The 21,363-nt window shown below is 67.5% G+C and carries 19 protein-coding genes; 7 read left to right on the top strand and 12 right to left on the bottom strand.

What is annotated here, in order from left to right:
• Position 1 precedes the first annotated feature (1 nt).
• Positions 2 to 559: a DUF6931 family protein gene (locus BMZ69_RS00475; RefSeq protein WP_092153708.1), complete on the top strand. Its 558-nt coding sequence runs from the start codon at positions 2 to 4 to the stop codon at positions 557 to 559.
• Positions 560 to 619: 60 nt separating this feature from the next.
• Positions 620 to 1,999, top strand: a complete 1,380-nt coding sequence (gene tagH, locus BMZ69_RS00470; RefSeq protein WP_092153706.1) for a type VI secretion system-associated FHA domain protein TagH — start codon at positions 620 to 622, stop codon at positions 1,997 to 1,999.
• 60 nt (positions 2,000 to 2,059) lie between these two features.
• Here the strand turns inward: tagH and BMZ69_RS00465 are convergent, their stop codons facing one another.
• The 5 genes from BMZ69_RS00465 to BMZ69_RS00445 all read right to left on the bottom strand — a co-directional run bounded on the left by BMZ69_RS00465 (position 2,060) and on the right by BMZ69_RS00445 (position 8,451).
• Positions 2,060 to 2,338 (bottom strand): hypothetical protein, encoded by a 279-nt coding sequence (locus tag BMZ69_RS00465; RefSeq protein ID WP_092153704.1) that lies wholly within the window; start codon positions 2,336 to 2,338, stop codon positions 2,060 to 2,062.
• Between the two features lie 119 nt (positions 2,339 to 2,457).
• The gene (locus BMZ69_RS32440; protein ID WP_092153702.1) at positions 2,458 to 4,047 is read right to left on the bottom strand and encodes a transglycosylase SLT domain-containing protein; all 1,590 of its coding nucleotides are present in this window, start codon (positions 4,045 to 4,047) and stop codon (positions 2,458 to 2,460) included.
• Between the two features lie 58 nt (positions 4,048 to 4,105).
• The gene (locus tag BMZ69_RS00455) at positions 4,106 to 5,665 is read right to left on the bottom strand and encodes a methyltransferase domain-containing protein (RefSeq protein WP_092153700.1); all 1,560 of its coding nucleotides are present in this window, start codon (positions 5,663 to 5,665) and stop codon (positions 4,106 to 4,108) included.
• Between the two features lie 41 nt (positions 5,666 to 5,706).
• The gene (locus BMZ69_RS00450) at positions 5,707 to 6,879 is read right to left on the bottom strand and encodes an OmpA family protein (protein ID WP_139218944.1); all 1,173 of its coding nucleotides are present in this window, start codon (positions 6,877 to 6,879) and stop codon (positions 5,707 to 5,709) included.
• 45 nt (positions 6,880 to 6,924) lie between these two features.
• Positions 6,925 to 8,451: a caspase family protein gene (locus BMZ69_RS00445; RefSeq protein WP_092153698.1), complete on the bottom strand. Its 1,527-nt coding sequence runs from the start codon at positions 8,449 to 8,451 to the stop codon at positions 6,925 to 6,927.
• 141 nt (positions 8,452 to 8,592) lie between these two features.
• Here BMZ69_RS00445 and BMZ69_RS31980 point away from each other — a divergent pair, with 141 nt between their 5' ends.
• The 3 genes from BMZ69_RS31980 to BMZ69_RS00430 are packed head-to-tail and all read left to right on the top strand — an operon-like array spanning position 8,593 to position 12,104.
• Entirely contained in the window at positions 8,593 to 9,843 is a 1,251-nt protein-coding gene (locus BMZ69_RS31980) for a DUF4399 domain-containing protein (protein ID WP_139218943.1), read from the top strand.
• Positions 9,840 to 10,295, top strand: a complete 456-nt coding sequence (locus BMZ69_RS00435) for a DUF4399 domain-containing protein (RefSeq protein ID WP_210187969.1) — start codon at positions 9,840 to 9,842, stop codon at positions 10,293 to 10,295. The genes BMZ69_RS31980 and BMZ69_RS00435 overlap by 4 nt, the downstream gene beginning before the upstream one ends.
• Before the next feature lie 57 nt (positions 10,296 to 10,352).
• A complete protein-coding gene (locus tag BMZ69_RS00430) occupies positions 10,353 to 12,104 on the top strand; it encodes an SUMF1/EgtB/PvdO family nonheme iron enzyme (protein ID WP_175506617.1) in 1,752 nt (583 codons plus the stop codon).
• 45 nt (positions 12,105 to 12,149) lie between these two features.
• Here BMZ69_RS00430 and BMZ69_RS00425 read toward each other — a convergent pair whose 3' ends face one another.
• The 7 genes from BMZ69_RS00425 to BMZ69_RS00395 all read right to left on the bottom strand — a co-directional run bounded on the left by BMZ69_RS00425 (position 12,150) and on the right by BMZ69_RS00395 (position 18,975).
• Positions 12,150 to 12,533 carry an SUF system Fe-S cluster assembly protein gene (locus tag BMZ69_RS00425; protein ID WP_092154553.1) on the bottom strand — a complete coding sequence of 128 codons (384 nt, stop codon included), beginning with the start codon at positions 12,531 to 12,533 and terminating at the stop codon, positions 12,150 to 12,152.
• 42 nt (positions 12,534 to 12,575) lie between these two features.
• Positions 12,576 to 13,814, bottom strand: coding sequence for a cysteine desulfurase (locus BMZ69_RS00420; protein ID WP_092153694.1), 1,239 nt, complete (start codon positions 13,812 to 13,814; stop codon positions 12,576 to 12,578).
• Between the two features lies 1 nt (position 13,815).
• Positions 13,816 to 14,025, bottom strand: a complete 210-nt coding sequence (locus BMZ69_RS00415) for a tautomerase family protein (protein ID WP_092153692.1) — start codon at positions 14,023 to 14,025, stop codon at positions 13,816 to 13,818.
• Entirely contained in the window at positions 14,025 to 15,374 is a 1,350-nt protein-coding gene (gene sufD / locus BMZ69_RS00410) for a Fe-S cluster assembly protein SufD (protein ID WP_092153689.1), read from the bottom strand. Before sufD ends, BMZ69_RS00415 begins: the two co-directional genes overlap by 1 nt.
• Positions 15,374 to 16,126, bottom strand: coding sequence for a Fe-S cluster assembly ATPase SufC (gene sufC, locus BMZ69_RS00405; RefSeq protein WP_092153687.1), 753 nt, complete (start codon positions 16,124 to 16,126; stop codon positions 15,374 to 15,376). The genes sufD and sufC overlap by 1 nt, the downstream gene beginning before the upstream one ends.
• A gap of 110 nt (positions 16,127 to 16,236) precedes the next feature.
• Positions 16,237 to 17,709 carry a Fe-S cluster assembly protein SufB gene (gene sufB, locus BMZ69_RS00400; protein WP_092153685.1) on the bottom strand — a complete coding sequence of 491 codons (1,473 nt, stop codon included), beginning with the start codon at positions 17,707 to 17,709 and terminating at the stop codon, positions 16,237 to 16,239.
• Positions 17,710 to 17,769: 60 nt separating this feature from the next.
• On the bottom strand, positions 17,770 to 18,975 hold the full coding sequence (locus BMZ69_RS00395) for a cysteine desulfurase family protein (RefSeq protein ID WP_092153683.1): 1,206 nt from the start codon (positions 18,973 to 18,975) through the stop codon (positions 17,770 to 17,772).
• A 291-nt stretch (positions 18,976 to 19,266) separates the two neighbouring features.
• On the opposite strand from BMZ69_RS00395, the gene BMZ69_RS00390 reads away from it, so the two are divergent.
• Positions 19,267 to 19,938, top strand: a complete 672-nt coding sequence (locus tag BMZ69_RS00390) for an alpha/beta hydrolase (RefSeq protein ID WP_092153681.1) — start codon at positions 19,267 to 19,269, stop codon at positions 19,936 to 19,938.
• 132 nt (positions 19,939 to 20,070) lie between these two features.
• The gene (gene tyrS / locus BMZ69_RS00385; protein WP_092153679.1) at positions 20,071 to 21,321 is read left to right on the top strand and encodes a tyrosine--tRNA ligase; all 1,251 of its coding nucleotides are present in this window, start codon (positions 20,071 to 20,073) and stop codon (positions 21,319 to 21,321) included.
• The last annotated feature ends 42 nt before the right edge of the window (positions 21,322 to 21,363 follow it).

Below are 21,363 nucleotides of genomic sequence, written 5' to 3'. Positions count from 1 at the left end.
GATGTCGAAACTTCGCTTCAGCACGGCGCAGCAGGTCTTCGAGGCCTTTCCGACGGCGCAGCAGGTCATCGGCACCGCGCCGACCACCGAGCCGCCGCTGACTTTCCTGCGCGGCCTCGTCGCCGCCGGCGAGCACAAGGACGCGATCGGCTTCTGCGCGTTCGTGATGCCTCGCCGCGAGACGGTGTGGTGGGCGCTGCAATGTGTCCAGCGCATGCAACCGGCGGGAACGCCGCCCGATCCCGCATTGAAGGCGGCAGAAACCTGGGTGCGGGACCCGACGGACGAGGCGCGCCGCACCGCCCTCGCGCTCGGGGAAGCGGGCCACCATGCCAGCCTTGGAACCTGGGTCGCGCTGGCGGCCGGCTATTCCGGAGGCAGCATGGTTTCGACTCATGCCGTCCCCTGCCCGCCGGACCTGACCGCGAAAACCGCGCGCATCGCCGTATTGACCGCGCTCGGCCGCGTTCCGGAGCGCGAGCGCGATGCCGCATTGCGAAATTGCGTCGAAGCGTGCATTCGTCTCGTCGATGACGAAAGCGGCAGGACGAGAGCATAGCATGGCCCCGGTGCCGGTGCGGCGCCCGGGTTGCGATGCCGGCGAAGCGAGCGGCCCGACATGGCGCTGACGCTGACAATCGAGAACCAGGCCTCGCTGCCGGACGGCGGCCCGCTCAGCGTTACGCTGAGCGGCGGGCGCGGACTCGACATCGGCCGAGATCAGCATCTCGACTGGTGCCTGCCGGACCCGAGCCGTGCCATCTCCGGCCGACATTGCGAGGTCCGCTTCAGCGACAACGCCTATTGGCTGCGCGACATCTCGACCAACGGCACCTTCGTCAACGGTGGGGCTTACAGGGTGCAATCACCCTATCGGCTGCAGCATGGCGACCGGCTCGAGATCGGCCACTACATCATCGCGGTTGCGATCGACGAGGCCGAGCGCGGGTCGCCGGGCCTGGCCGAGCGACCGCCGATGCCGCCGCCACCCGGTGAATCGCTCTGGGATTCGAATGGCGACGAAGCGCCACCGATCGCCCGGCGCGATCTGATTCCGCCGCAAAAATACCAGCCGGTGCACGCGCCCTTCATCGACTGGGCCGCCGATATCCCGACGCCATCCGAGCCGGCACAGGCCTATCCCGCACCGCCGCCGGCGGCGCCCGCTCCGTCATCGCGGCCCGACGATTTCGCCTGGGCTCCCTACCAGGCGCCGCCAGTACCCGAGCCCGAGCCGATCGCCCCGATTCCGACACCGCGCCGGCCGCCTTCGGCCGCACCGGCCAGCAACCCCTGGGACGAGGGGTCGGCCGAGCCACCGGCGCGCCCGAGCTTCGATACTCCCTACGAGCCGCCGCCGCGGCCCGCAGCTTCACCACCGCCACCGCCGATGGGCATCCCGGCCGGCGGCCCGTCGATCTCGGCGGCCGAGTTCATCGCTCGCTTCGCGCGCGGCGCCGGGCTGCCGGTCGAGGAATTATCCTGGCAGGATCCCGGCGCCTTCGCCGAGCAGACCGGCGCGCTGATGCGCCTGATCGCGATCGAGCTGAAGGCGCTGCTGGCGGCGCGCGCCGAGAGCAAGCGCATCGCCCGCAGCTCCAACCAGACGATGATCCAGGCCCAGGACAACAACCCGCTGAAGTTCTCGCCGACGATCGAGGATGCGCTGAAGCTGATCTTCGGCCGGCCGACCAGCGGCTATCTCAACGCCCAGAAGGCGTTCGAGGAGAGCTTCAAGGATCTCAAGGTCCACCAGATCAAGACTTATTCGGCGATGCAGCACGCGCTGCGCATGCTGGTCGAGGATCTCGATCCGCAGGCGGTCGCCGAAAGCCTCGAGGCGGGGCGCGGCCTCGACGGCCTGCTCTCGTCGCGCAAAGGCAAGCTCTGGGACGCCTATGTCGCACGCTGGGAGGCGAAGACCGCTCCTTACGAGGACGGGCTGGTCGACGCCTTCATGCTCTATTTCGCCGAGTGCTACGACCGCGGCGGGCGCTGAAACCGCGTCGTCATTTCTGGAGCGGGGGCGCCACTGTCCATCGACTCGGACCGACGATCGTCAATCCTCGCGGTAGAGCTCACCCCACTCGTCCTGCCAGAGGCATTCGGCATCCTCGACGACGATCGGCGCCTTGATCTCGTTGGCAAGGCGGACGGCCGAGCGGAAGCCCTCGACCGGATCGAGCTCGTCGCTGACGAAATCGTTGGCGAGATGGCCGGCCGCCAGCTCCGCCGGACAGGCGATACGGGCGAAAGTCTTGCCGTCGCGCTGGCCGAGGCTCAGCGTGATGGCATCGGGTTGCGGCTCATCGACCTGCTCGAACCGGTTCTTGGCCATCGTCGTCTCCTCGCCTCTGCGATCGGTTGATCATGGGCCAGCGCCACCTCGGCGGCAAATTCGCTGCGCCTGCAAGCGCTTTGGTCCGACCTGGCGGTTATTCGCCACCGGCCCCTACCCTACTTCTGTGGCTGCCGCGCCGGCGCAGCCGTGGGTCCGCGCACGACCTTGTAGCGGTCGAGCCTGACCTTGATCATCTCGTCGAACTTCTTGTGCACCTCGGAGACCGAGAGCGTCTTGGTCTCGCCGCCGGACTGGGCATAGAAGATCGGCCGGTTGGCTTCGGCCGGCTTCGGCAGCAAGGCGGCCGCGCTCGCGCCGGGCGTCTCCTCCATCGTCTCGATGAAGGTCTGTGCCGCGTCGGGCCCGAGGAAATGGATCAGGTAGATCTCGCCGCCGGTCAGATGGCGCCCCATCGCCTTCTCCAGCCGAAGCGTGTCGCGCTTCAGCATCTCGCCCGCCAGCAGCGCCGAGAGATAGGGTTCGCGCCTGAGATCGAGGATGCGCTGGCGCTCATTGGCGTCAGCGATGACGAATTGCCGGCCATTGCGGGAAATCAGAGCGGCCTCGGCATGGAGCCCATGCTTGCGGCCGAATTCGAAGATAACGCCGAACCAGGTCTGCTCGATGAACTGGTAGAGCCCGGTCGCCGAGGAGGTCTTCGCCTTCACCTCCGTCGCGAACGAGGATTCCTTGTCGGCGACGGCCATCAGCAGCGTGGGATCGGCACCGACGACACGCCCTGCCCTGACGATCATCTCGACCAGGTGCCGGCGGATCTTGATCGGCCCGAAGGTCAGGATCTGGTTGGGGTCGCCGGCATAGTTGATCGGCGCCTGCGGCAGCTGGCTGCGCGGCGCAGTGGCCGGAGCGCCCGGCCTACCGGGCAGCGTCGGCGGCACCAGGATGATGTTGGACGGCGGCATCACCGGGATCGGCATGGCCGGCTGGTTCGGCATCTCCGCCGCGACCTGCTCCTTGATCGCCGCCAGCGAGGGATCCGCGTTCAGCGCGAACTGCGTCGCCTGCCTGGCCGCTTCGAGATCGCCCTCGACCGAGGACAGGATCAGCGAGGGCCGGGTCGGCGCCTTCAATGACGGCGCCTCGACGCTCTCGATCGGCTCGAAACCGCCGCTCACCTCGGTGGAACCCGGCTTCAGCGTCGCGACCGCGACGCCGCCGGCGATCGCCAGCACCAATGCGCCGCCACCGACCAGGGAGGCGAGCCGAAGCCGTGAGCTGCCATCCGCGACTGCAAAGGGCACGCCGGCGGCAACATTGGCGGCGCTGGCGCCGCCGGCCACCGCCTTCTGCGCCAGAACCAGCCAGTCCGGCACCTTGCCGCCGGCGCCAGCCGTCGCCTGCAGTTCGGCGATCATCCGGCGCGCCTGCTGAGCGGGAACACTGGCCTCACGCTCCAGCGTCGCAGCGGCGGCGCGCGGCCCCTGCTCCGTCAGGGCCTTCAGCGCGAAGAACCAGAGCTGCAGCGAGATGCGCCGGCTCTCCAGCGGCGTGCCCTGGCAGGGCGAGACCAGGAAATTGCAATGCGGGCAGGCATAGGCGCGCAGCTTCACGCGCGGCGCGAAGGCCGCGGTCTTGCCGCAGGCCGAGCAGGTCAGCGTCGTGCCGCCTCGCCGCGCCCGCATGATGGTTTCGAGGCAGGCATCCTCCTGGAATGCGGCCTGAAACTGCTTGAAGCGCTGACTCATCCCTCGCTACCGCTGCTGCCGCCTTCCGCAATAGGCAGACGGCCTCTCCGCGACAAGCTCAGCCTGCCAGCAAGGCCAGCCGCGCGACATCCTTCAAATGCAGGTCGACCTCCTCCGCCGTGGCCCTCTTCGGCAGGGACGAGACGTCACGGCCGGATGCATGCGCCTCTGCCAGGAAGGCATTGACCTCGTCGAGCAGCATCGCCGGCGTCCGTGTCCCGTCGAGCAGGCTGACAAATTTGCGCACCACCACGCCATCGAGCGCGACCGCGCGATGGCGCAGATCGGTGACCTCATGGCTGCTCAGCGCCTGGCGCCGCGCCAAAAGGCTCGCGAGCGGCCGCTCGCTGATCAGCGTCGTCAACCGATGCGGCTCCAGGTTGATCTCGAGCAGGCCAGCCCGGTAGATCGCGGTCAGCGCCTCGTCGAGGCGGCCAGCCTCACGCTCGCTGTCGGGACCGAGGCTGTCCCTCGCCTCCCGCAAGGCCAGCGCCGCGAGCTCGGCATGAGCGATGCTGCCCGGCCAGGCCTTGCCGAGCGCCCGCAGCGCCGCGATGGCAGCCGGCAGATCGATGGCGAGGCGCACCCCGTCCGCGAACAGGAAGTTCACCGCATCCGGCCGCTTCTCATCCTTTTCCGCGATCTCCTGGACATTGGCGGCGAGATGGTAGGGCGTCAGACTGAACCGCGAGAAGCCGCGATGCAGCGCGACATCGGCGCGGCAGAGCAGGGTCTGGCGAAAGCAGCGGCCGATCAGGAGGTCGAGCGACTGCTCCTGCCGGAGCGGCTCGGTGATCGGGATCTCGTTCAGCACCTGTTGTGCGGGGCCGCGGGCGCCGCCGAAATTGTTCGGGAAGGAGGCTTCGGCGAGGAATTGCAGGCCATGCGGCTCGGCCGCGGCCAGCACCTCGTGCAGCGCGAAGGCGCGCGCGCCCGGATTGAGGTCGTCGTGATAGAGGACATTGTCCGCTATATCCTCGATCTGCTTCATCCGCTCGCGCAGCGCCGCGCCGTAGAAGGTCTCGGCATCGGTCGCCTCGGCGAATCGCTTGATCGCAGCGCGCGCCGCCCTGACTTTCTCGATGGGGTCGTCGATGTCGCGGGTCTCGAACAGCATGACGTCGCGGGCAAGATCGCGCATCCGGCAGCCCGGCAAGGCGTTGTAGCTGACATAGGCGATGCCCTGCGGCGTCAGCAGCTCGCCGAAGAGCGCCATGATCCGCTCGCGCACCATCTGGGGCACCCAGGAATAGACGCCGTGGACGAGGATGTAGTCGAAACGGCCGAGTGCCGCCGACGCCGCCATGATGTCGAGATGGTGGAAGCTGACATTACTCAAGCCGAGCTCCGCCGCCTCGGCCTTGGCGCGGGCGATCGCCCGCCCGCTCAGGTCGACACCGACGAGCTCCGCCCCGGGGCATTGCAGCGCCATCGGGATCAGATTGCCGCCGCTGCCGCAGCCGAGCTCGAGCACCCGCATCGCCGTCGTCGGAGCCGGCGTCATGCCATGGACATGCGCGATCGTCGCCAGATGTGCCGGATGCGTCTGCGAAAAGGCGTGCCCGGGATAGGCGACCGCGTCGTAAGGGTTCGTCGCCATGTCGTTCATCGAAGACATCCGCCTATCCGGTTCATCTCATTGCGTATTCGACCGCCCGATCAGCAGCCGATCACTTTGAACTCGACCCGGCGGTCGAGCGCGTCGCTCGCGTCGTCCTTGCCGGTGCCGATCAGGTTCTCGTTGAAGCCGCGCCCGGTCGCGATCATGCGGCCGCGGCTGTCCGGCGCGCCGGCCTGGAGCAGATCCATCACATATTGCGCCCGCAGCACCGAGAGCCGCTCGTTGACCAGCGGCAGGCCGGTGCGTGAGGTGTGGCCGACGATCTCGAGGCAGGCGCCCTTCTGCTTGGCGCGGGTCGCGATCTGGCTGAGCCACATCGGATAGGGCTCGGTGACCTGCGGATTGGCGATGAACTGGGTCGATCCGGGCTGGAACAGCAGCTTGACCATCAGCTGATTGCCGGAGAGGCCGCTGTCGACGAGATCGCCGAAGGCCTCGACCGCATCGTCCTTGCGTCCGAGCTTGCTGCTGGCGAGATAGGCGCCGATGCGGACCCGGGGCTGATCGCCGCCGGGCAGAACGCGCGCAGTCCGGTAGAAGGCGAGCGCCTCGCGATAATGCTGCGCCTCGTATTCGAGGATGCCGTCATTGATCAGGGCCGCGACGTTGAGGCGCTCGGCATAGGCCGGATCGATGGCGTCGCCGAGCTTGGTGGCCTGGCAGGTCTTGATATAGGCCTCGGTCGTCGGGTCCTTCGTCCACATCGGCGAGTCCCGGTAATAGCTCGTCGGCGTCACGTCGACGCCTTCGGGCTTGGCCCGGGCCGTGCCCTTCGAGACGATCCGCTTCGCCTTCAGGTCGGCCAGCGCGAGGCAGATCCGGTAGGCGTCGCGCGCCCCCTTTGCATCGCCGGCATTGTTGACCGCCGTGAAGGTGCCGATCAGCACGACCGGATTGCGCGCCAGCGTCTCGGTCGAAAAGGGCTGCATCTGGAAACGCGGATAAGACTTGCCGACCAGTTCGATCAGGCTCTGCTGCATCGAGCGCGTCGAGGTCGATTGGGCTCCGGATATGCCGTCGATCAGCGGATCGATCACCAGCTCGACGCGCTCCGCGTCGAGCTGCGCCTTGGAAAACAGTTCGTTGGCGGCGCGCTGCAGCGCTTCTGCAAACGGCACGGGAGTCGGGGCCGGCGGGGTCTGGGCCAAGCCAGCGGCCGGCGAAACCAGCAGCGCCAACAATGCGAAGCGGACGAGCGAAAAACGACGCATCGAAGCCCCCTGTTCCATCCCGCCGGAGCGATCCCCGGCCAGCCGTCAGCGGCAGTTCTTCGGGACGCCGCCGTCGCCGAGTTGGGCCCGCATCAGCGCATCGGTGCAATCGGGCGCACCGCCGCCACCCGGCCGGCGCCGGTTGTTGCGCTGTTGCGGCTCCGGCGTCGCCTCGATGCCGCCAGTCAGGACGCCGGTCGACTTGCGGTCGATCACCAGACGCTGCGGCGGCTTGACCTCGCGCGGCTCGTGCCGCTGGGGACGCGTGCCGGGCGCGGTGGGCAGCAGCGGCTTCGGCGGAGCCGGCAGCTCGGTCACGCCGCCGGAATTCATCCGCGTCGCCACCGCCTTCTCGCGCTCCTCGCGTTCCTGCGAGAGCTTGGCCTTCTCGGCTTCGAGCGCGGCGAGTTCCTGCTCCTTCTTGGCCAATTCCCTGGCGAGGCGGTCGCGCTCGGCCGCGTCGGCCTGCTTGGCCGGTGTGGCATCGCCGGGCTTCGGCACGGCGCGCTCGGTATCGGCGGTCTTGCCGGCGTCGCGGCCCGCAAGATCGGTCGCCGCCTTGGCGCGGTCCTTTTCGGCCTGCTGGACGCGGTCCAGCAGCGCCTTCTCCTTCGCCGCGAATTCCTGCTCGAGCTTCTCGCGCTCGCCGGCTGCAAGCCCGCGGCGCTCGATCAGGTCGAGCCGGGTCTTGGCGTCGACGGCGAAGAAGCTGGTCGGGAAGCGCTGGATGAAAGCCTTGATCTCGGCGGGGTTGTCGCTGCTGCGCAGGCGCTTCCAGATGTCGGCGTCGGTCTCCTCGCGGTTGAGGTAGAAATCGCCGAGCAAGGACAGCGACAGCTCCGGTGTCTGCTTGCCGCCGGTGGAATCGTAGACCGCCTTCTGGACGCGGCGGAACATGGTCGCGATCTCGAGGCCTGGCTGCTTGATCTCCTGGATCAGCGCCGCGGTGAACGGGCTGTTGCGGCCGGCGCCATCGGCGGCGACGTCGTTGGCCTGCGTCGCATAGGCGGTCACCATGCCCTGCGCCTTGACGATCGGCGCGAGGCCGGTGCCGACCGACATGCTGCGCGTCGTCGACTTCTTCGACAATTGGGCGAGGAAGGGATTGTTGCGGCAGGCGTCGAGCACCATGATCTTGACGCCCTTGGCGAAGCCGAGCGCGGTCGTCACCTCGCTGAGCTTGAGCGTCTCGTACTGGACCGAGACCTCGTCATCGATCTTGGCCTCGACCGGGACCAGGAAGTTCTCGCCGTTGAACTGGAAGCCATGGCCCGCGTAGTAGAACATCACCGCATCGGCATCCTGGGCGAGGCGCGCGAAGCGTGAGACGGCGGCATCCATGCCGCGCTTGTCGAGATCGATGCCATCGACCACCTCGAAGCCGACCTTGCGCAGGGCTTCGGCCGTATCGCGGGCATCGTTCGGCGTATTGGGCAGGGCCGGCGCGTTCTTGTAAGCGGAATTGCCGATCACCAGGGCGACGCGGCGCTCCTGGGTCTGCGCCAGCGCCGGCAAAGCGACGAGCTGGGCAAGAAGAGCGATCAGTGCACAAAATCTGACGGCTGCAGTCATGGCACCATTCCCTGCGTCACCCTAAAGAAAGCGACCGCTAGAATCCAGTTCTATGCGCCTGTCGTGACAGGCGCTTTGCTTGCTCCCCTCCCAGCCCGCTGCTAACTTTACGACGGTCACGCGCCGCGAGGAAGAGCGCCGATGCGGAGGCTTCGACTTCAGCTGATTGTCGGGGTTACGGCGGTTTTCGCCGCGGCCATGCCGGCGAGCATCGCGCAGGAGCGCGCCCGGACGCGCAGCCCCGCGCCCGCCGGCGCCAAGCTCGCCTTCGTCGACTTGCAGAACAATGCCCGCATCGCCAGCAAGGTGACGCTGCGCTTTTCGATAACCGGCATGGAGATCGCGCCGGCCGGCACGGCACGCCGCAATGCCGGCCACCACCACCTGCTGATCGACACCGAGCTGCCGCCGCTCGGCCAGCCGATCCCGAGCGATTTCAACCATCTGCATTTCGGCGGCGGCCAGAGCGAGGCCGAGATCCTGCTCTCGCCCGGCCGCCACACGCTGCAGCTCCTCTTCGCCGATCACGATCACGTGCCCCATGACCCGCCGGTGATGTCGGAGAAGATCACCGTCGAGGTCATGGCCGCGCCGGAGGAGAAGCCGCGCACCACAGCCGCGCCCAATGCCAAGGTCTTTTTCATCGGCCTGCAGGACGGCGCGGTGATCCCGCCCCGCTCTGTCGTCCGCTTCGGCCAGGAGAACATCGCGATCACCCCAGCCGGCACGAAGCAGGACAATGCCGGCCACCACCATCTCCTGGTCGATACCGAGCTGCCGCCGCTCGACCGCGAGATCCCCAGCGATTTCAATCATCTGCATTTCGGTCGCGGCCAGACCGAGACCGAGCTCACCCTGCCGCCCGGCGAGCACACCCTGCAGCTGCTCTTCGCCGATCACGAGCATGTCCCGCACGATCCGCCGGTGATGTCGCAGAAGATCAGGGTGCGGGTGCAGGAGGCCTCAGCCACGGCAGCAGCTACCCCTCCACCCGCCCGCGCCGCCTCCGGCCGGACGCCGGCGCCCAACGACGCCGCGGTCTATTTCATCTATCCGCGCGACGGCACGCGCATCTTCGCGACCTCGACCATCCGCTTCGGGCTGCGCAATATGGGCGTCGCGCCCGCCGGCGTGGTGAGGCCCAATACCGGCCACCACCACCTCCTGATCGACGTGCCGACGCCGCCGCTGGATGCTGCGATCCCCGCCGACCTCAACCACATCCATCTCGGCAATGGCCAGACCGAGCGCAAGATCACCCTGCCGCCCGGCAAGCATACGCTGCAGCTCATCCTCGGCGACGACCAGCACGTCCCGCACGACCCGCCGATCCTGTCTGAGCGCATCACCATCTATGTCGGTGCGGCCGCGAAGCGGAGCGCAAGGCGATGAATGCCACCGCTCGCCATCGCATGACAGCCGCGGTGCGGCTCCTGCCACTCGCAGTGCTGCTATCGACTGCGCCTCCGCTCTCGGCCCAGACGAGCCAGCGCCAAGCGGCGCCGCGCAATGCCCTGGTCTATTTCCACTATCCGCTCGACGGCTTGCGGGTGCCCGAGCGCTTCACCGTGCGGATCGGGCTGAAGGAGATGGGCGTCGCCCCCGCCGGCGTCGACAAGCCCGGCACCGGCCACCATCACCTGCTGATCGACACCGATCCCGGCCCGCCGGACCAGCCGATCCCGTCGGACTACAACAATATCCATCTCGGCAACGGCCAGACCGAGGTGGTCGTCACCCTGCCGAAAGGAACGCATACGCTGCAGCTGCTGCTCGGCGATCACACGCACACGCCGCATCGGCCGCCGGTAATGTCCCAGAAGATCACAGTCTACGTCAGATGAGGGTTGCGTGCGGCCCCGCCGGGTCGCGCAACTGGGCCGCAGCGAAGGATGAACGCCATGTCCTGGTATCGTTGCCTTGCCATCGCCGCGCTGGCCATCCTCGCGCCGCTTGTCCCGGCTCTCGCTCAGGGCAGCGACCGCTCGCCACCGCGCATCGCCCTGGTCGTCGGCAACGCCGCCTATCGCACAGCGCCCCTCGCCAACGCCGCCGCCGATGCCCGCGCGGTCGCGGATGTTCTGCGGCAGGGCGAGTTCGACCTCGTCAGCATCGAGAACGCCGACCGCGCCGCGCTCGAGCAGGCGCTCGCGACCTTTCGCGGCAAGCTCGCGCGCGGCGCCCAGGTCGTGGTCTTCTACGCCGGGCACGCCGTGCACTCGCGCGGCCGCAACTTCCTGGTCCCTGTCGACATTGCGCCGCGCGGCCCGGCCGAGGTCGCGCGCGACACCTTCGACCTCGACCAGCTTGTCGACGCGCTGATCGTCAGCCGGCCGGCGAGTGCGCTGATCGTGCTCGACGCGACGCGCGACAATCCCTGGCAGCCCGGCCTCGGCGGTGGCAAGGGCCTGGCTCCGATCGAGCCGGTCGAGGCGATCGCGTTCATGGCACCGGTCGCTCCGGGACGGACGATCGCCGAGACCCCGGGCCGCGCCAATCCGGCGATCGAGGAATGGCTGAAGGCGATCCGCACGCCCGGCCTCGACATGACGATGGCGCTGAGCCGCACCCGCGACGCCGTCAGCCGGGCGACTCGACGCTCGCAGCAGCTCTGGGTCTCCTCGCCACCACCGGCTGGATTGATCGTCACCCCGACCGGCCGACCGGTCGCGACCGCGCTCAACACCACTCGCGCCATCATCAGCGCACCGCCGCCGCCGGGCCCGCAATCGGACCAGCTCGGTCCCTACGAACTCTCCTTCTGGGAGACCATCAAGGACAGCAAGAACCCCGACGAGTACCGCGCCTATCTCGAAGCCTATCCGAGAGGCCGCTTCGCCGGGCTCGCCCGCACGCGCGAGCAATCGCTGCGCAGCGCCATGCAGCCCGCAGCGACACGGGCCCCCGCGCCAGCTCCCTCCCCCGCGGCGAGCACGACAGCCAAGACCCTGCGCGATTGCGAGGATTGCCCGGAACTCACCTTGATCCCGGCGGGCAGCTTCGAGATGGGCTCGACCGAGATGTTCGAGTTCGAGAAGCCCGTCCGCACCGTCACCATCGCCAGGCCGTTCTATCTCGGCACCGACGAGGTCACCTTCGCGCAATGGGATGCCTGCGTCGCCGAGGGCGGCTGCAGCCACCGCCCCGGCGACCGCAATCTCGGCCGCGGCAGGCGCCCGGTCACCGACATCCACTGGAACGACGCCAACGCCTATGCCGTCTGGCTGTCCTACAAGACCGGGCGCAAATACCGGCTGCCGACCGAGGCCGAATGGGAATACGCCGCCCGCGGCGGCACGACGACGAGCTATCCCTGGGGCAACTCGGTCGACAAGGAGATGGCCAACTGCCTTGGCTGCAACGCGCAGCCGCGCCGGCAGGCCAGCGAGGTAGGCCAGTTCCCGCCCAACCGCTTCGGCCTGCGCGACATGGCCGGCAATGCTGCCGAATGGGTCGCCGATTGCTGGAGCGAGAATTATCGCGCCGCCCCGCGCGATGGCAGCGCCTACGCGCCCGCCAGTTGTCGCGAACGCGTGCTGCGCGGCGGCTCCTTCAACAACGACCCGCGCTATCTGCGCTCGGCGGCGCGCTTCAAATACGAGAGCGATGTGCGCTTCTACACCAATGGCTTCCGCGTGGCGCGGGAGCCGTGACGACGAGCGCTCGGCTCGGGACCCTAGCCCGCCCCGCCGCCGGCCTCACCACATGTCGAGCGCGACCCGGGCCTCGTCCGACATGCGCGACTGGTCCCAGGGCGGGTCGAAGGTCATGTTGACGGTGACGCCCGAGACGCCCGGCACGGCGCCGACCGCATTCTCGACCCAACCCGGCATCTCGCCGGCGACCGGGCAACCCGGCGCCGTGAGCGTCATGTCGATCGTCACCTGGCGATCGTCGGCGATGTCGACGCGGTAGATCAGGCCGAGCTCATAGATGTCGGACGGGATCTCGGGGTCGTAGACGGTCTTCAGCGCCGCGACGATGTCGTCGGTCAGCCGGTCGATCTCCTCCGGCGGCAGGCTGGCGCCCGCATCCAGGCTGGGCTGGTTCGGCTTGAGGTCGCCGACGACGTTGTCGTTCATCATCACGGTTCCGTTCGGCCGAGAATGGCCATTGGGCAGGCTTCAGGAGAACAGCTCCTCGGCCTTGCGCAGCGCTTCCACCAATATATCGACTTCCTCCAGCGTATTGTAGAGGCCGAAGGACGCACGGCAGGTCGAGGTCACGCCATAGCGCGCCAGCAGCGGCATGGCGCAATGCGTGCCGGCCCTGACCGCGACGCCGGCCCGGTCGATCACCGTCGCGACGTCATGGGCATGGGCGCCGGCAAGCTCGAAGGCGATGATCGCCCCCTTCTCCTTCGCCTTGCCGAAGATGCGGATCGAATTCATCTGCCCGAGCCGTTCCATCGCATAGGCGTTGAGCCGCGCCTCATGGGCGGCGATGTTCTCGCGGCCCAGCGCCATCATGTAGTCGAGCGCAGCGCCGAGACCGACCGCCTCGACGATCGCCGGCGTGCCGGCCTCGAAGCGATGCGGCGGGTCGTTATAGGTGATCGCATCCTCGCTGACGGTCGCGATCATCTCGCCGCCGCCTTCATAGGGCGGCAGCTTGTCCAGCCATTCGCGCTTGCCCCAGAGGATGCCCGAGCCGGTCGGCCCATAGGTTTTATGTCCGGTGAAGGCGTAGAAGTCGCAGCCGAGCGCCTGCACGTCGACCGGCAGGTGGACGGCGCCCTGCGAGCCGTCGACCACCAGCGGGATGCGATAGGCCTGGCAGATCTTGGCGACCTCGGCGATCGGGACGATGGTGCCGATCGCGTTCGACATGTGGGTCAGCGCCACCACCTTGGTGCGCGGCGTGATCAGCTTCTCGAAGTCCTCGATGAGGAAATTGCCGTCCTCGTCAACTCCAGCCCATTTGATCACGGCGCCGTGGCGCTCGCGCCAATAGTGCCAGGGCACGATGTTGGAGTGGTGCTCCAGGATCGAGAGGATGATCTCGTCACCCTCCTGGATCTGGAGGTACTGCCCGAGCGAGGAGGCGACCGTGTTCAGCGCCCCGGTCGAGGATCGGGTGAACAGGACCTCCTCGATATGGGCGGCGTTGAGGAAGCGCCGGGCGCTTTCGCGAGCCGCCTCATAGGCCTCGGTCGAGGCGTTGGCGAGGTAGTGCAGGCCGCGATGGACATTGGCATAGTCCTCGCGCATCAGCCGCGTCATCGCCTCGATCACCGCTTCCGGCTTCTGGGCCGAGGCGGCGTTGTCGAGATAGACCAGCGGTTTGCCGTAGACCTCGCGCGAGAGGATCGCGAAATCCTTGCGGATCGCCTCGACGTCGTAGGGCTTCGCGATCGCGTTCATCTCAGGCCTTTCCGGCAGGCTCGGCGGGGCGGTCGGCGACGAGCGTGCCGGCATGTCCCCAATCCTCGCGCTCGATCTCCTGGATCACGATATGGGTGTTCTGCGGGTTCTTGCCGAGCACGCGGACGAGCGTCTGCGTGAACTCCTTGACGATCTCGGCCTTCTGCTGCCGCGTCGCGCCCTTGGTGATCTGCAGGTTGACGTAGGGCATCAGGCAGCTCCTGGCCTGGGTGCACCTTCGCGCTGGCCGAGCCAGCAATCGATCTCGCGGCTGACGATCTCGCGCACGCCCTCGTCGCCGACCATGTCCGAGACCTCGCCGACGAAGGCGGCGAGCACCAGCGCCTCGGCCTGCGGCCGCGGCAGGCCGCGCGCCATCAGGTAGAAGAGCTGCTCGCCGTCGATCTGCGCCACGGTCGCGCCATGGCCGCAGACCACGTCGTCGGCGAAGATCTCGAGCTCCGGCTTGTTGAACATGGTCGCGCCGTCGTTGAGCAGCAGCGCATGGCTCTTCATGCTGCCGTCGACCTTCTGCGAATGCGGACGGACGATGACCTTGCCCTGGAACACGCCGGTGCCCTCGCCCTCGGCGATGGTCTTGAACAGCTCGCGGCTCTCGCCATGGGCTGCGGCGTGGTCCATCACCAGCGTGACGTCGGAATGCTCCTGCTTGCGCAAGAGGTTGATGCCGCGTAGCGCCGCGCGGCTGTGCTCGCCGCCATAGCGCAGGAAGCTCTGCTGGCGCAGCACGCCGCAATTCACCGCGACCGCGACGGAATCGAAAGCGGCATGGGCGCCGAGCTCGACCAGCAGCGACTGCACCTGCACGGTCTCGGCGCGCTGGCGCGAGACCATGCGCACATGCTCGACCTCGGCGCCCTCACCGATGACGAAGGACGTCGCGTGGTTGACCTGCACTGGCGCTGCGCCGACGCTCTCCTGCAATTCGACGACGGTGACCTTGGCGCCGGCGCCGATCCTGACCAGCGAGCGCGAGACGATCGAGGCCTCGCTCGCACCGGTGCCGAGCGCGAGCAGGACGATCGGCTGGTCGAGCTCGGCGCCATCGGCGATCTCGATCACCACGCCGTCCTGAGCAAAGGCGGCGTTGAGCATCAGCGCGCTGTCGTCGCGCGCCACCTCCGGCGGAGCGAAAGCCGCCGCGATCTCGTCCGGGCTCTCGGTCAGCGCTTCGGCCAGGCTCCGCGCCCTGATGCCTTCGGGCAGGCCTGTCAGGTCGGAATCCTCAGCGCTGAACACGCCGTCGATGGTGACGAAGCGGCGGCCGGCGATGGTCTGCAGCGCCAGCCGGTCGGCGATCGCCTGCGGCCGGGTCGGGCGGCGCACCAGCGGCATCGCCTCGCGCACCAGGTTGCGCAGGTCGGTGTAGCGCCAGGATTCGAGCCGGCGATGCGGCAGGCCCTTGGCCTCGAAGCCGGCGAAAGCGTCCTCGCGGACCTTGCGCATCGCGCCGGCGCCCGGCAGCTCGGCCTTGATGTTGGCGAACTGCTCGACGAGCTGCTGCTCGGCCGCGGTCTTGAGCGGGGTGATGATCGCCATCACGCGGCCTCGCCATAGGAGGCATAGCCGCTCTTCTCGAGCTCGAGCGCCAGCTCCTTGCCACCGGTCCGCACGATCTTGCCCTTCGACATCACATGCACGGTGTCGGGCACGATATGGTCGAGCAGGCGCTGATAGTGGGTGATGACCAGGAAGCCGCGGTTCTGGGCGCGCAGCGCATTGACGCCCTCGGCGACGATGCGCAGCGCGTCGATGTCGAGGCCGGAATCGGTCTCGTCGAGGATGCACATGGACGGCGCCAGCAGCGCCATCTGCAGGATCTCCATGCGCTTTTTCTCGCCGCCGGAGAAGCCGACATTGAGCGGCCGGCGCAGCATCTCGCGGTCGATGCCGAGCTTGTCGGCGGCACCGTTGACCTGCTTGATGAAGTCCGGCGTCAGCAGCTCGGCCTCGCCGCGCGCCTTGCGCTGGGCGTTCATCGCTGCCTTGAGGAAGGTCATGGTGGCGACACCGGGGATCTCCAGCGGGTACTGGAAGGCGAGGAAGATGCCGGCGGCGGCGCGGGCATCAGCCTCCATCTCCAGCAGGTTCTCGCCGTTGAGCAGGATCTCGCCGTCGAGGACCTCATAGTCCTCCTTGCCGGCGATGACATAAGACAGCGTCGACTTGCCGGAGCCGTTCGGCCCCATGATCGCGGCGACTTCGCCGGCGTTCACGGTGAGGTTGAGGCCGTTGAGAATCTGCTTGTCCTCGTCGGCGATCTTGACGGTGAGATTGCGGATTTCGAGCATTGGTCAGAGTTCCATTCTGCTGGAGATGGTCGGGTCAGGCCCGACCATGACGCGCTTCATTCAGGCGTCATGCCCGGGCTTGACCCGGGCATCTCGGAAATGATCGGGCGTCAGCCCACGGAGCCTTCAAGGGAAATCGTGATCAGCTTCTGCGCCTCGACGGCGAACTCCATCGGGAGCTGCTGCAGCACCTCCTTGACGAAGCCGTTGACGATCAGCGCCACCGCCTCTTCCTCGGAGAGGCCGCGCTGCTGGCAGTAGAACATCTGGTCCTCGCCGATCTTCGACGTGGTCGCCTCATGCTCGAAGATCGCGGTGGCGGTCTTGGCCTCGATATAGGGAATGGTGTGGGCGCCGCACTGGTCGCCGATCAGCAGCGAGTCGCAATTGGTGAAGTTGCGCGCGCCGGTCGCCTTGCGGTGGGCCGAGACCATGCCGCGATAGGTCGAGTCGGACTTTCCGGCCGCGATGCCCTTGGCGATGATCTTCGAGGTCGTGTTCTTGCCGAGATGCAGCATCTTGGTGCCGCTATCGACCTGCTGGGCCCCGTTCGACACCGCGATCGAGTAGAACTCGCCGCGCGAGCCGTCGCCGCGCAAGATGCAGGACGGGTACTTCCAGGTGATCGCCGAGCCGGTCTCGACCTGTGTCCACGAGATCTTCGAGCGCTTGCCGCGGCAGTCGCCGCGCTTGGTCACGAAGTTGTAGATGCCGCCCTTGCCCTCGGCGTCGCCGGGGAACCAGTTCTGCACGGTCGAGTACTTGATCTCGGCATCGTCGAGCGCGATCAGCTCGACCACCGCCGCGTGCAGCTGGTTCTCGTCGCGCTTGGGCGCGGTGCAGCCTTCGAGATAGCTCACATAGGAGCCCTCGTCGGCGATGATCAGCGTGCGCTCGAACTGGCCGGTATTCTGCTCGTTGATCCGGAAATAGGTCGACAGCTCCATCGGGCAGCGCACGCCCTTGGGGATGTAGACGAAGGAGCCGTCGGTGAAGACCGCGCTGTTCAGCGTGGCGAAATAGTTGTCGGTCACCGGCACGACGCTGGCGAGGTACTTCTTCACCAGCTCGGGATGCTCGCGGATCGCCTCGGAGATCGAGCAGAAGATCACGCCGGCCTTGGCGAGCTCGTCCTTGAAGGTGGTGACGACCGAGACCGAGTCGAACACGGCGTCGACCGCGACCCGGTTCTCCGGCGCGACGCCGGCCAGGATCTCCTGCTCGCGCAGCGGGATACCGAGCTTCTTGTAGGTCTCCAGGATCGCCGGATCGACCTCGTCGAGCGACTTCGGATCGGCGCCCTTCTTCGGCGCGGCGTAGTAGTAGATGTCCTGGTAGTTGATCGGCGGATAGTTCACGCGCGACCAGGTCGGCTCGGTCATGGTCTTCCAGCGGCGGAAGGCGTCGAGGCGCCATTCCAGCATCCATTCCGGCTCGTTCTTGCGGGCCGAGATGTAGCGGACCGTGTCCTCGGTCAGGCCCTTGGCCGGCTTGTCGACCTCGAGTTCCGTGACGAAGCCGTATTTGTACTCGGTCACGTCGATCGACTTGACCTGATCAATGGTCTCCTGGACCGCTGCCATCTCTACACTCCTGTCGCGGGTTCAAGGCCCGCCGGTTCGGTCTTGCTCTTGCGGAAGGCCTCAGGCGGCTGCCTGAACCTTCCGGTTCGGGTTCGCAGCCAGCGCCTTGGCATAGGCCGCGATGAATTGGTCGATATCCGCCTCGCAGGTGGTCCATCCGAGCGAGGCGCGCAAGGCCCCTGCGCTCATGGCAGGGTCGACGCCCATGGCTGCCAGCACATGCGAGCGCCTGACCTTGCCCGACGAGCAGGCCGAGCCCGAGGACAGGGCGACGCCGGCAAGATCGAGCATGATCAGCGCCGTCTCGGCCTTGATGCCGGGCGTGGCGAAGGCGGAGGTATTGGGCAGGCGCGGAGCCCTGCCGCCGAAGATCGCCGTATCCGGCGCTAGCGCCATCAATCGAGCCTCCAGCTGGTCACGCAGCCCGGCCAGCCGGGTGGCCTCGGTAGCGAGCACCTTGCCCGCTTCCTCGGCCGCGACGCCGAAGCCAACGATGCCCGGCAGGTTCTCGGTGCCGGCGCGCCAGCCGCGCTCCTGGCCGCCACCGCGCAGGGGCTTGTCGGCGAGTTCGAGCGCGCCGGTGCGGAACACGATTGCGCCGACGCCCTTGGGGCCACCGATCTTGTGGGCAGACAATGTCAGAGCATCGACGCCCAAGCCATTGATATCGATCGCGATCTTGCCGGCGGCCTGGACGGCGTCGGAGTGCACGAGCGCGCCATGACGCCTGGCGATAGCGACGATCTCGGCGATCGGCTGCAGCACGCCCGTCTCGTTGTTGGCAAGATGGACCGAAACCAGAGCGCGCTCGGCCGGCTTCTCCGCCGCAAAGCGCGCAAGCCGCTCGTCGAGCCAGCCGAGATCGACGAGCCCGTCGCCATCAACCGGGATCGCCTCGGCTTGGCCGGCCGGGAAGCGATGGCCGTCGCGCACGCAAGGGTGCTCGCTGGCGCTGTACAGCAAGAGCGTCACTGGGGCCCGCACGCAATCGCGCGCGCCACTGCAATCGCTGAGGCCGGGCGACAGGATCGTCGCATTGGCCTCGGTGCCGCCGCTGGTGAAGACGACATTGCTCTCCTTGGCGCCGACGAGTGACGCGACCTGCTCGCGGGCCTGTTCGATCGCGCCGCGGGCCGCACGGCCCTCATTATGGACGGAGGACGGGTTTCCCAGCATCTGCAAGGCCTGCAGCATCGCCTCCGCCACCGCCGGGCGCACCGGCGTCGTGGCGTTGTGGTCGAGGTAGCTGCGGGTCGTCGCGAACACCTGCGTCTATGCTCCGTTCCGGAGGGCTGCTCGAAGACGCGGCACGAAATGCTTGAAATCGCACCCCTGCACCGTGCTATAGCCGCCCGTCCGAGCCGCGATGGACCGGAACCGCAAGCGGCCTTCGCCTGCATGTTCCAGTTCTGTTCACGGCTGTTAGAACCATTCTAAGCGCTTGATGTAGGGCGCGAGCGGCGGGGCCGTCAAGGGTGGAACGGGTACGCGGCGGCCGCATGGCCGCTTTCGCGCCCGCTTCACCGACGGTTTCGCCCAGCAAGAGGCGGAATCAGAATGCCTGAGGTGATTTTCAACGGGCCGGCCGGCCGGATCGAGGGCCGGTACCAGCCCGCCAAGAAGCGCGGCGCGCCGCTGGCGATCATCCTGCACCCGCACCCGCAATTCGGCGGGACGATGAACAACCAGATCGTCTACAACCTGTTCTACACCTTCGTGAATCGCGGTTTCTCCGCGCTGCGCTTCAATTTCCGCGGCGTCGGCCGCAGCCAGGGCCAGTTCGATCACGGCGCCGGCGAGCTCTCCGACGCCGCGGCCGCGCTCGACTGGATGCAGGCGCTGAACCCCGAGGCCAAGAGCTGCTGGATCTCCGGCGTCTCCTTCGGCGCCTGGATCGGCATGCAGCTCCTGATGCGCCGCCCGGAGATCGAGGGCTTCCTCTCGATCGCGGCGATGGCGAACCGCTACGACTTCTCCTTCCTCGCCCCCTGCCCCTCCTCCGGCCTGTTCGTGCACGGCTCGGAGGATCGCGTCGCCCCGGTCAAGGAGGTGATGGCGGTGATCGAGAAGGTGAAGACCCAGAAGGGCATCCAGATCGAGCATGCCGTGGTCGAGGGCGCCAACCACTTCTTCGACGGCCGCGTCGACCAGCTGATGGAGCAGGTCGGCGTCTATCTCGACCGCAAGGTCGGCCCCGAGATCCTCAAGAGCGAGCAGGAAAAGGCCTGATCGTCCACGCCGTCATGCTCGCCCCTGTGGCGAGCACCCACGTCTTGAACACCGCGCTTGGTGCGGGAAGACGTGGATGGCCGGGACAAGCCCGGCCATGACGCGAAAACCGTCAAACCATCGAGCCCCGTCATGACCGCCTTCAAGTCCGATTTCCTGCGCGTGCTCGACGAGCGCGGCCTGATCCACCAGATCTCCAATCCGGAGGAGCTCGACAAGCTCTGCCGGCAGGCGCCGCAGACGGCCTATGTCGGTTATGACGCGACCGCGACCAGCCTGCATATCGGCAACCTGATCTCGGTCACCATGCTCTACTGGTTCCAGGAGACCGGACACCGGCCGATCACGCTGATGGGCGGCGGCACCTCGATGGTCGGCGACCCCTCCTTCCGCGACGATCAGCGCAAGCTGCTCTCGATCGAGGAGATCAACGCCAATATCGAGAGCATCAAGAAGGTCTATTCGCGCATCCTGCGCTATGGCGACGGCCCGACCGACGCCCTCATGGTAAACAACGCCGACTGGCTGCTCAAGCTCAACTATGTCGAGTTCCTGCGCGATGTCGGCCGGCACTTCTCGGTCAACCGCATGCTCTCCTTCGATTCGGTGAAGCTACGGCTCGATCGCGAGCAGTCGCTGTCTTTCCTTGAGTTCAACTACATGATCATGCAGGGCTACGACTTCGTCGAGCTCAGCCGCCGCTATGATTGCCGCCTGCAGATGGGCGGCTCCGACCAGTGGGGCAACATCATCAACGGCGTCGACCTCTCGCACCGCATGGAGGGCAAGCAGCTCTTCGCGCTAACGACGCCGCTCTTGACCACCGCCTCGGGCGCCAAGATGGGCAAGACCGCCAGCGGCGCCGTCTGGCTCAATGGCGACCTCTTCAGCCCCTATGAGTTCTGGCAGTATTTCCGCAACACCGAGGATGCCGATGTCGGCCGCTTCCTCAAGGTGTTCACGCGCCTGCCGCTCGACGAGATCGCCAGGCTGGCGGCGCTGGGCGGCTCGGAGATCAACGAGGCCAAGAAGGTGCTGGCGACCGAGGCGACGGCGCTGCTGCATGGCCGCGAGGCGGCGGAGGCCGCGGCCGAGACCGCCCGCAAGACCTTCGAGGAAGGCGGGGCCGCGCAGGACCTGCCGAGCATCGAGGTCCCCGCTGCCGAGCTGAACGCCGGTCTCGGCGTGCTCAGCGCCTTCGTCAGCGCCGGCCTCGTGCCCTCGACCGGCGAGGCCCGCCGCCAGATCAAGGCCGGCGGCCTGCGCGTCAACGATGCCCAGGTCTCCGACGAGCGCGCGACGCTCTCGCCGGCCGATCTGGTCGATGGCGCGGTCAAGCTCTCCTTCGGCAAGAAGAAGCACGTCCTGCTGCGGCCGGTCTGACGGCCGCTGTCGCCAAAGGCCAACTGTTTCGAGTGCTCAGTT

Source organism: Allobosea sp. CRIB-10 (assembly GCF_900112185.1).
GTDB lineage: Bacteria > Pseudomonadota > Alphaproteobacteria > Rhizobiales > Beijerinckiaceae > Allobosea.
The sequence above is the reverse complement of the archived record's forward strand: the minus strand, read 5'-3'. Positions and strand labels throughout refer to the sequence as shown.

Coding starts and splice junctions, on each gene's coding strand:
- BMZ69_RS00475 (WP_092153708.1), top strand. CDS start 2: ATGTCGAAACTTCGCTTCAGCACGGCGCAGCAGGTCTTCGAGGCCTTT.
- tagH (WP_092153706.1), top strand. CDS start 620: ATGGCGCTGACGCTGACAATCGAGAACCAGGCCTCGCTGCCGGACGGC.
- BMZ69_RS00465 (WP_092153704.1), bottom strand. CDS start 2,338: ATGGCCAAGAACCGGTTCGAGCAGGTCGATGAGCCGCAACCCGATGCC.
- BMZ69_RS32440 (WP_092153702.1), bottom strand. CDS start 4,047: ATGAGTCAGCGCTTCAAGCAGTTTCAGGCCGCATTCCAGGAGGATGCC.
- BMZ69_RS00455 (WP_092153700.1), bottom strand. CDS start 5,665: ATGTCTTCGATGAACGACATGGCGACGAACCCTTACGACGCGGTCGCC.
- BMZ69_RS00450 (WP_139218944.1), bottom strand. CDS start 6,879: ATGCGTCGTTTTTCGCTCGTCCGCTTCGCATTGTTGGCGCTGCTGGTT.
- BMZ69_RS00445 (WP_092153698.1), bottom strand. CDS start 8,451: ATGACTGCAGCCGTCAGATTTTGTGCACTGATCGCTCTTCTTGCCCAG.
- BMZ69_RS31980 (WP_139218943.1), top strand. CDS start 8,593: ATGCGGAGGCTTCGACTTCAGCTGATTGTCGGGGTTACGGCGGTTTTC.
- BMZ69_RS00435 (WP_210187969.1), top strand. CDS start 9,840: ATGAATGCCACCGCTCGCCATCGCATGACAGCCGCGGTGCGGCTCCTG.
- BMZ69_RS00430 (WP_175506617.1), top strand. CDS start 10,353: ATGTCCTGGTATCGTTGCCTTGCCATCGCCGCGCTGGCCATCCTCGCG.
- BMZ69_RS00425 (WP_092154553.1), bottom strand. CDS start 12,533: ATGAACGACAACGTCGTCGGCGACCTCAAGCCGAACCAGCCCAGCCTG.
- BMZ69_RS00420 (WP_092153694.1), bottom strand. CDS start 13,814: ATGAACGCGATCGCGAAGCCCTACGACGTCGAGGCGATCCGCAAGGAT.
- BMZ69_RS00415 (WP_092153692.1), bottom strand. CDS start 14,025: ATGCCCTACGTCAACCTGCAGATCACCAAGGGCGCGACGCGGCAGCAG.
- sufD (WP_092153689.1), bottom strand. CDS start 15,374: ATGGCGATCATCACCCCGCTCAAGACCGCGGCCGAGCAGCAGCTCGTC.
- sufC (WP_092153687.1), bottom strand. CDS start 16,126: ATGCTCGAAATCCGCAATCTCACCGTCAAGATCGCCGACGAGGACAAG.
- sufB (WP_092153685.1), bottom strand. CDS start 17,709: ATGGCAGCGGTCCAGGAGACCATTGATCAGGTCAAGTCGATCGACGTG.
- BMZ69_RS00390 (WP_092153681.1), top strand. CDS start 19,267: ATGCCTGAGGTGATTTTCAACGGGCCGGCCGGCCGGATCGAGGGCCGG.
- tyrS (WP_092153679.1), top strand. CDS start 20,071: ATGACCGCCTTCAAGTCCGATTTCCTGCGCGTGCTCGACGAGCGCGGC.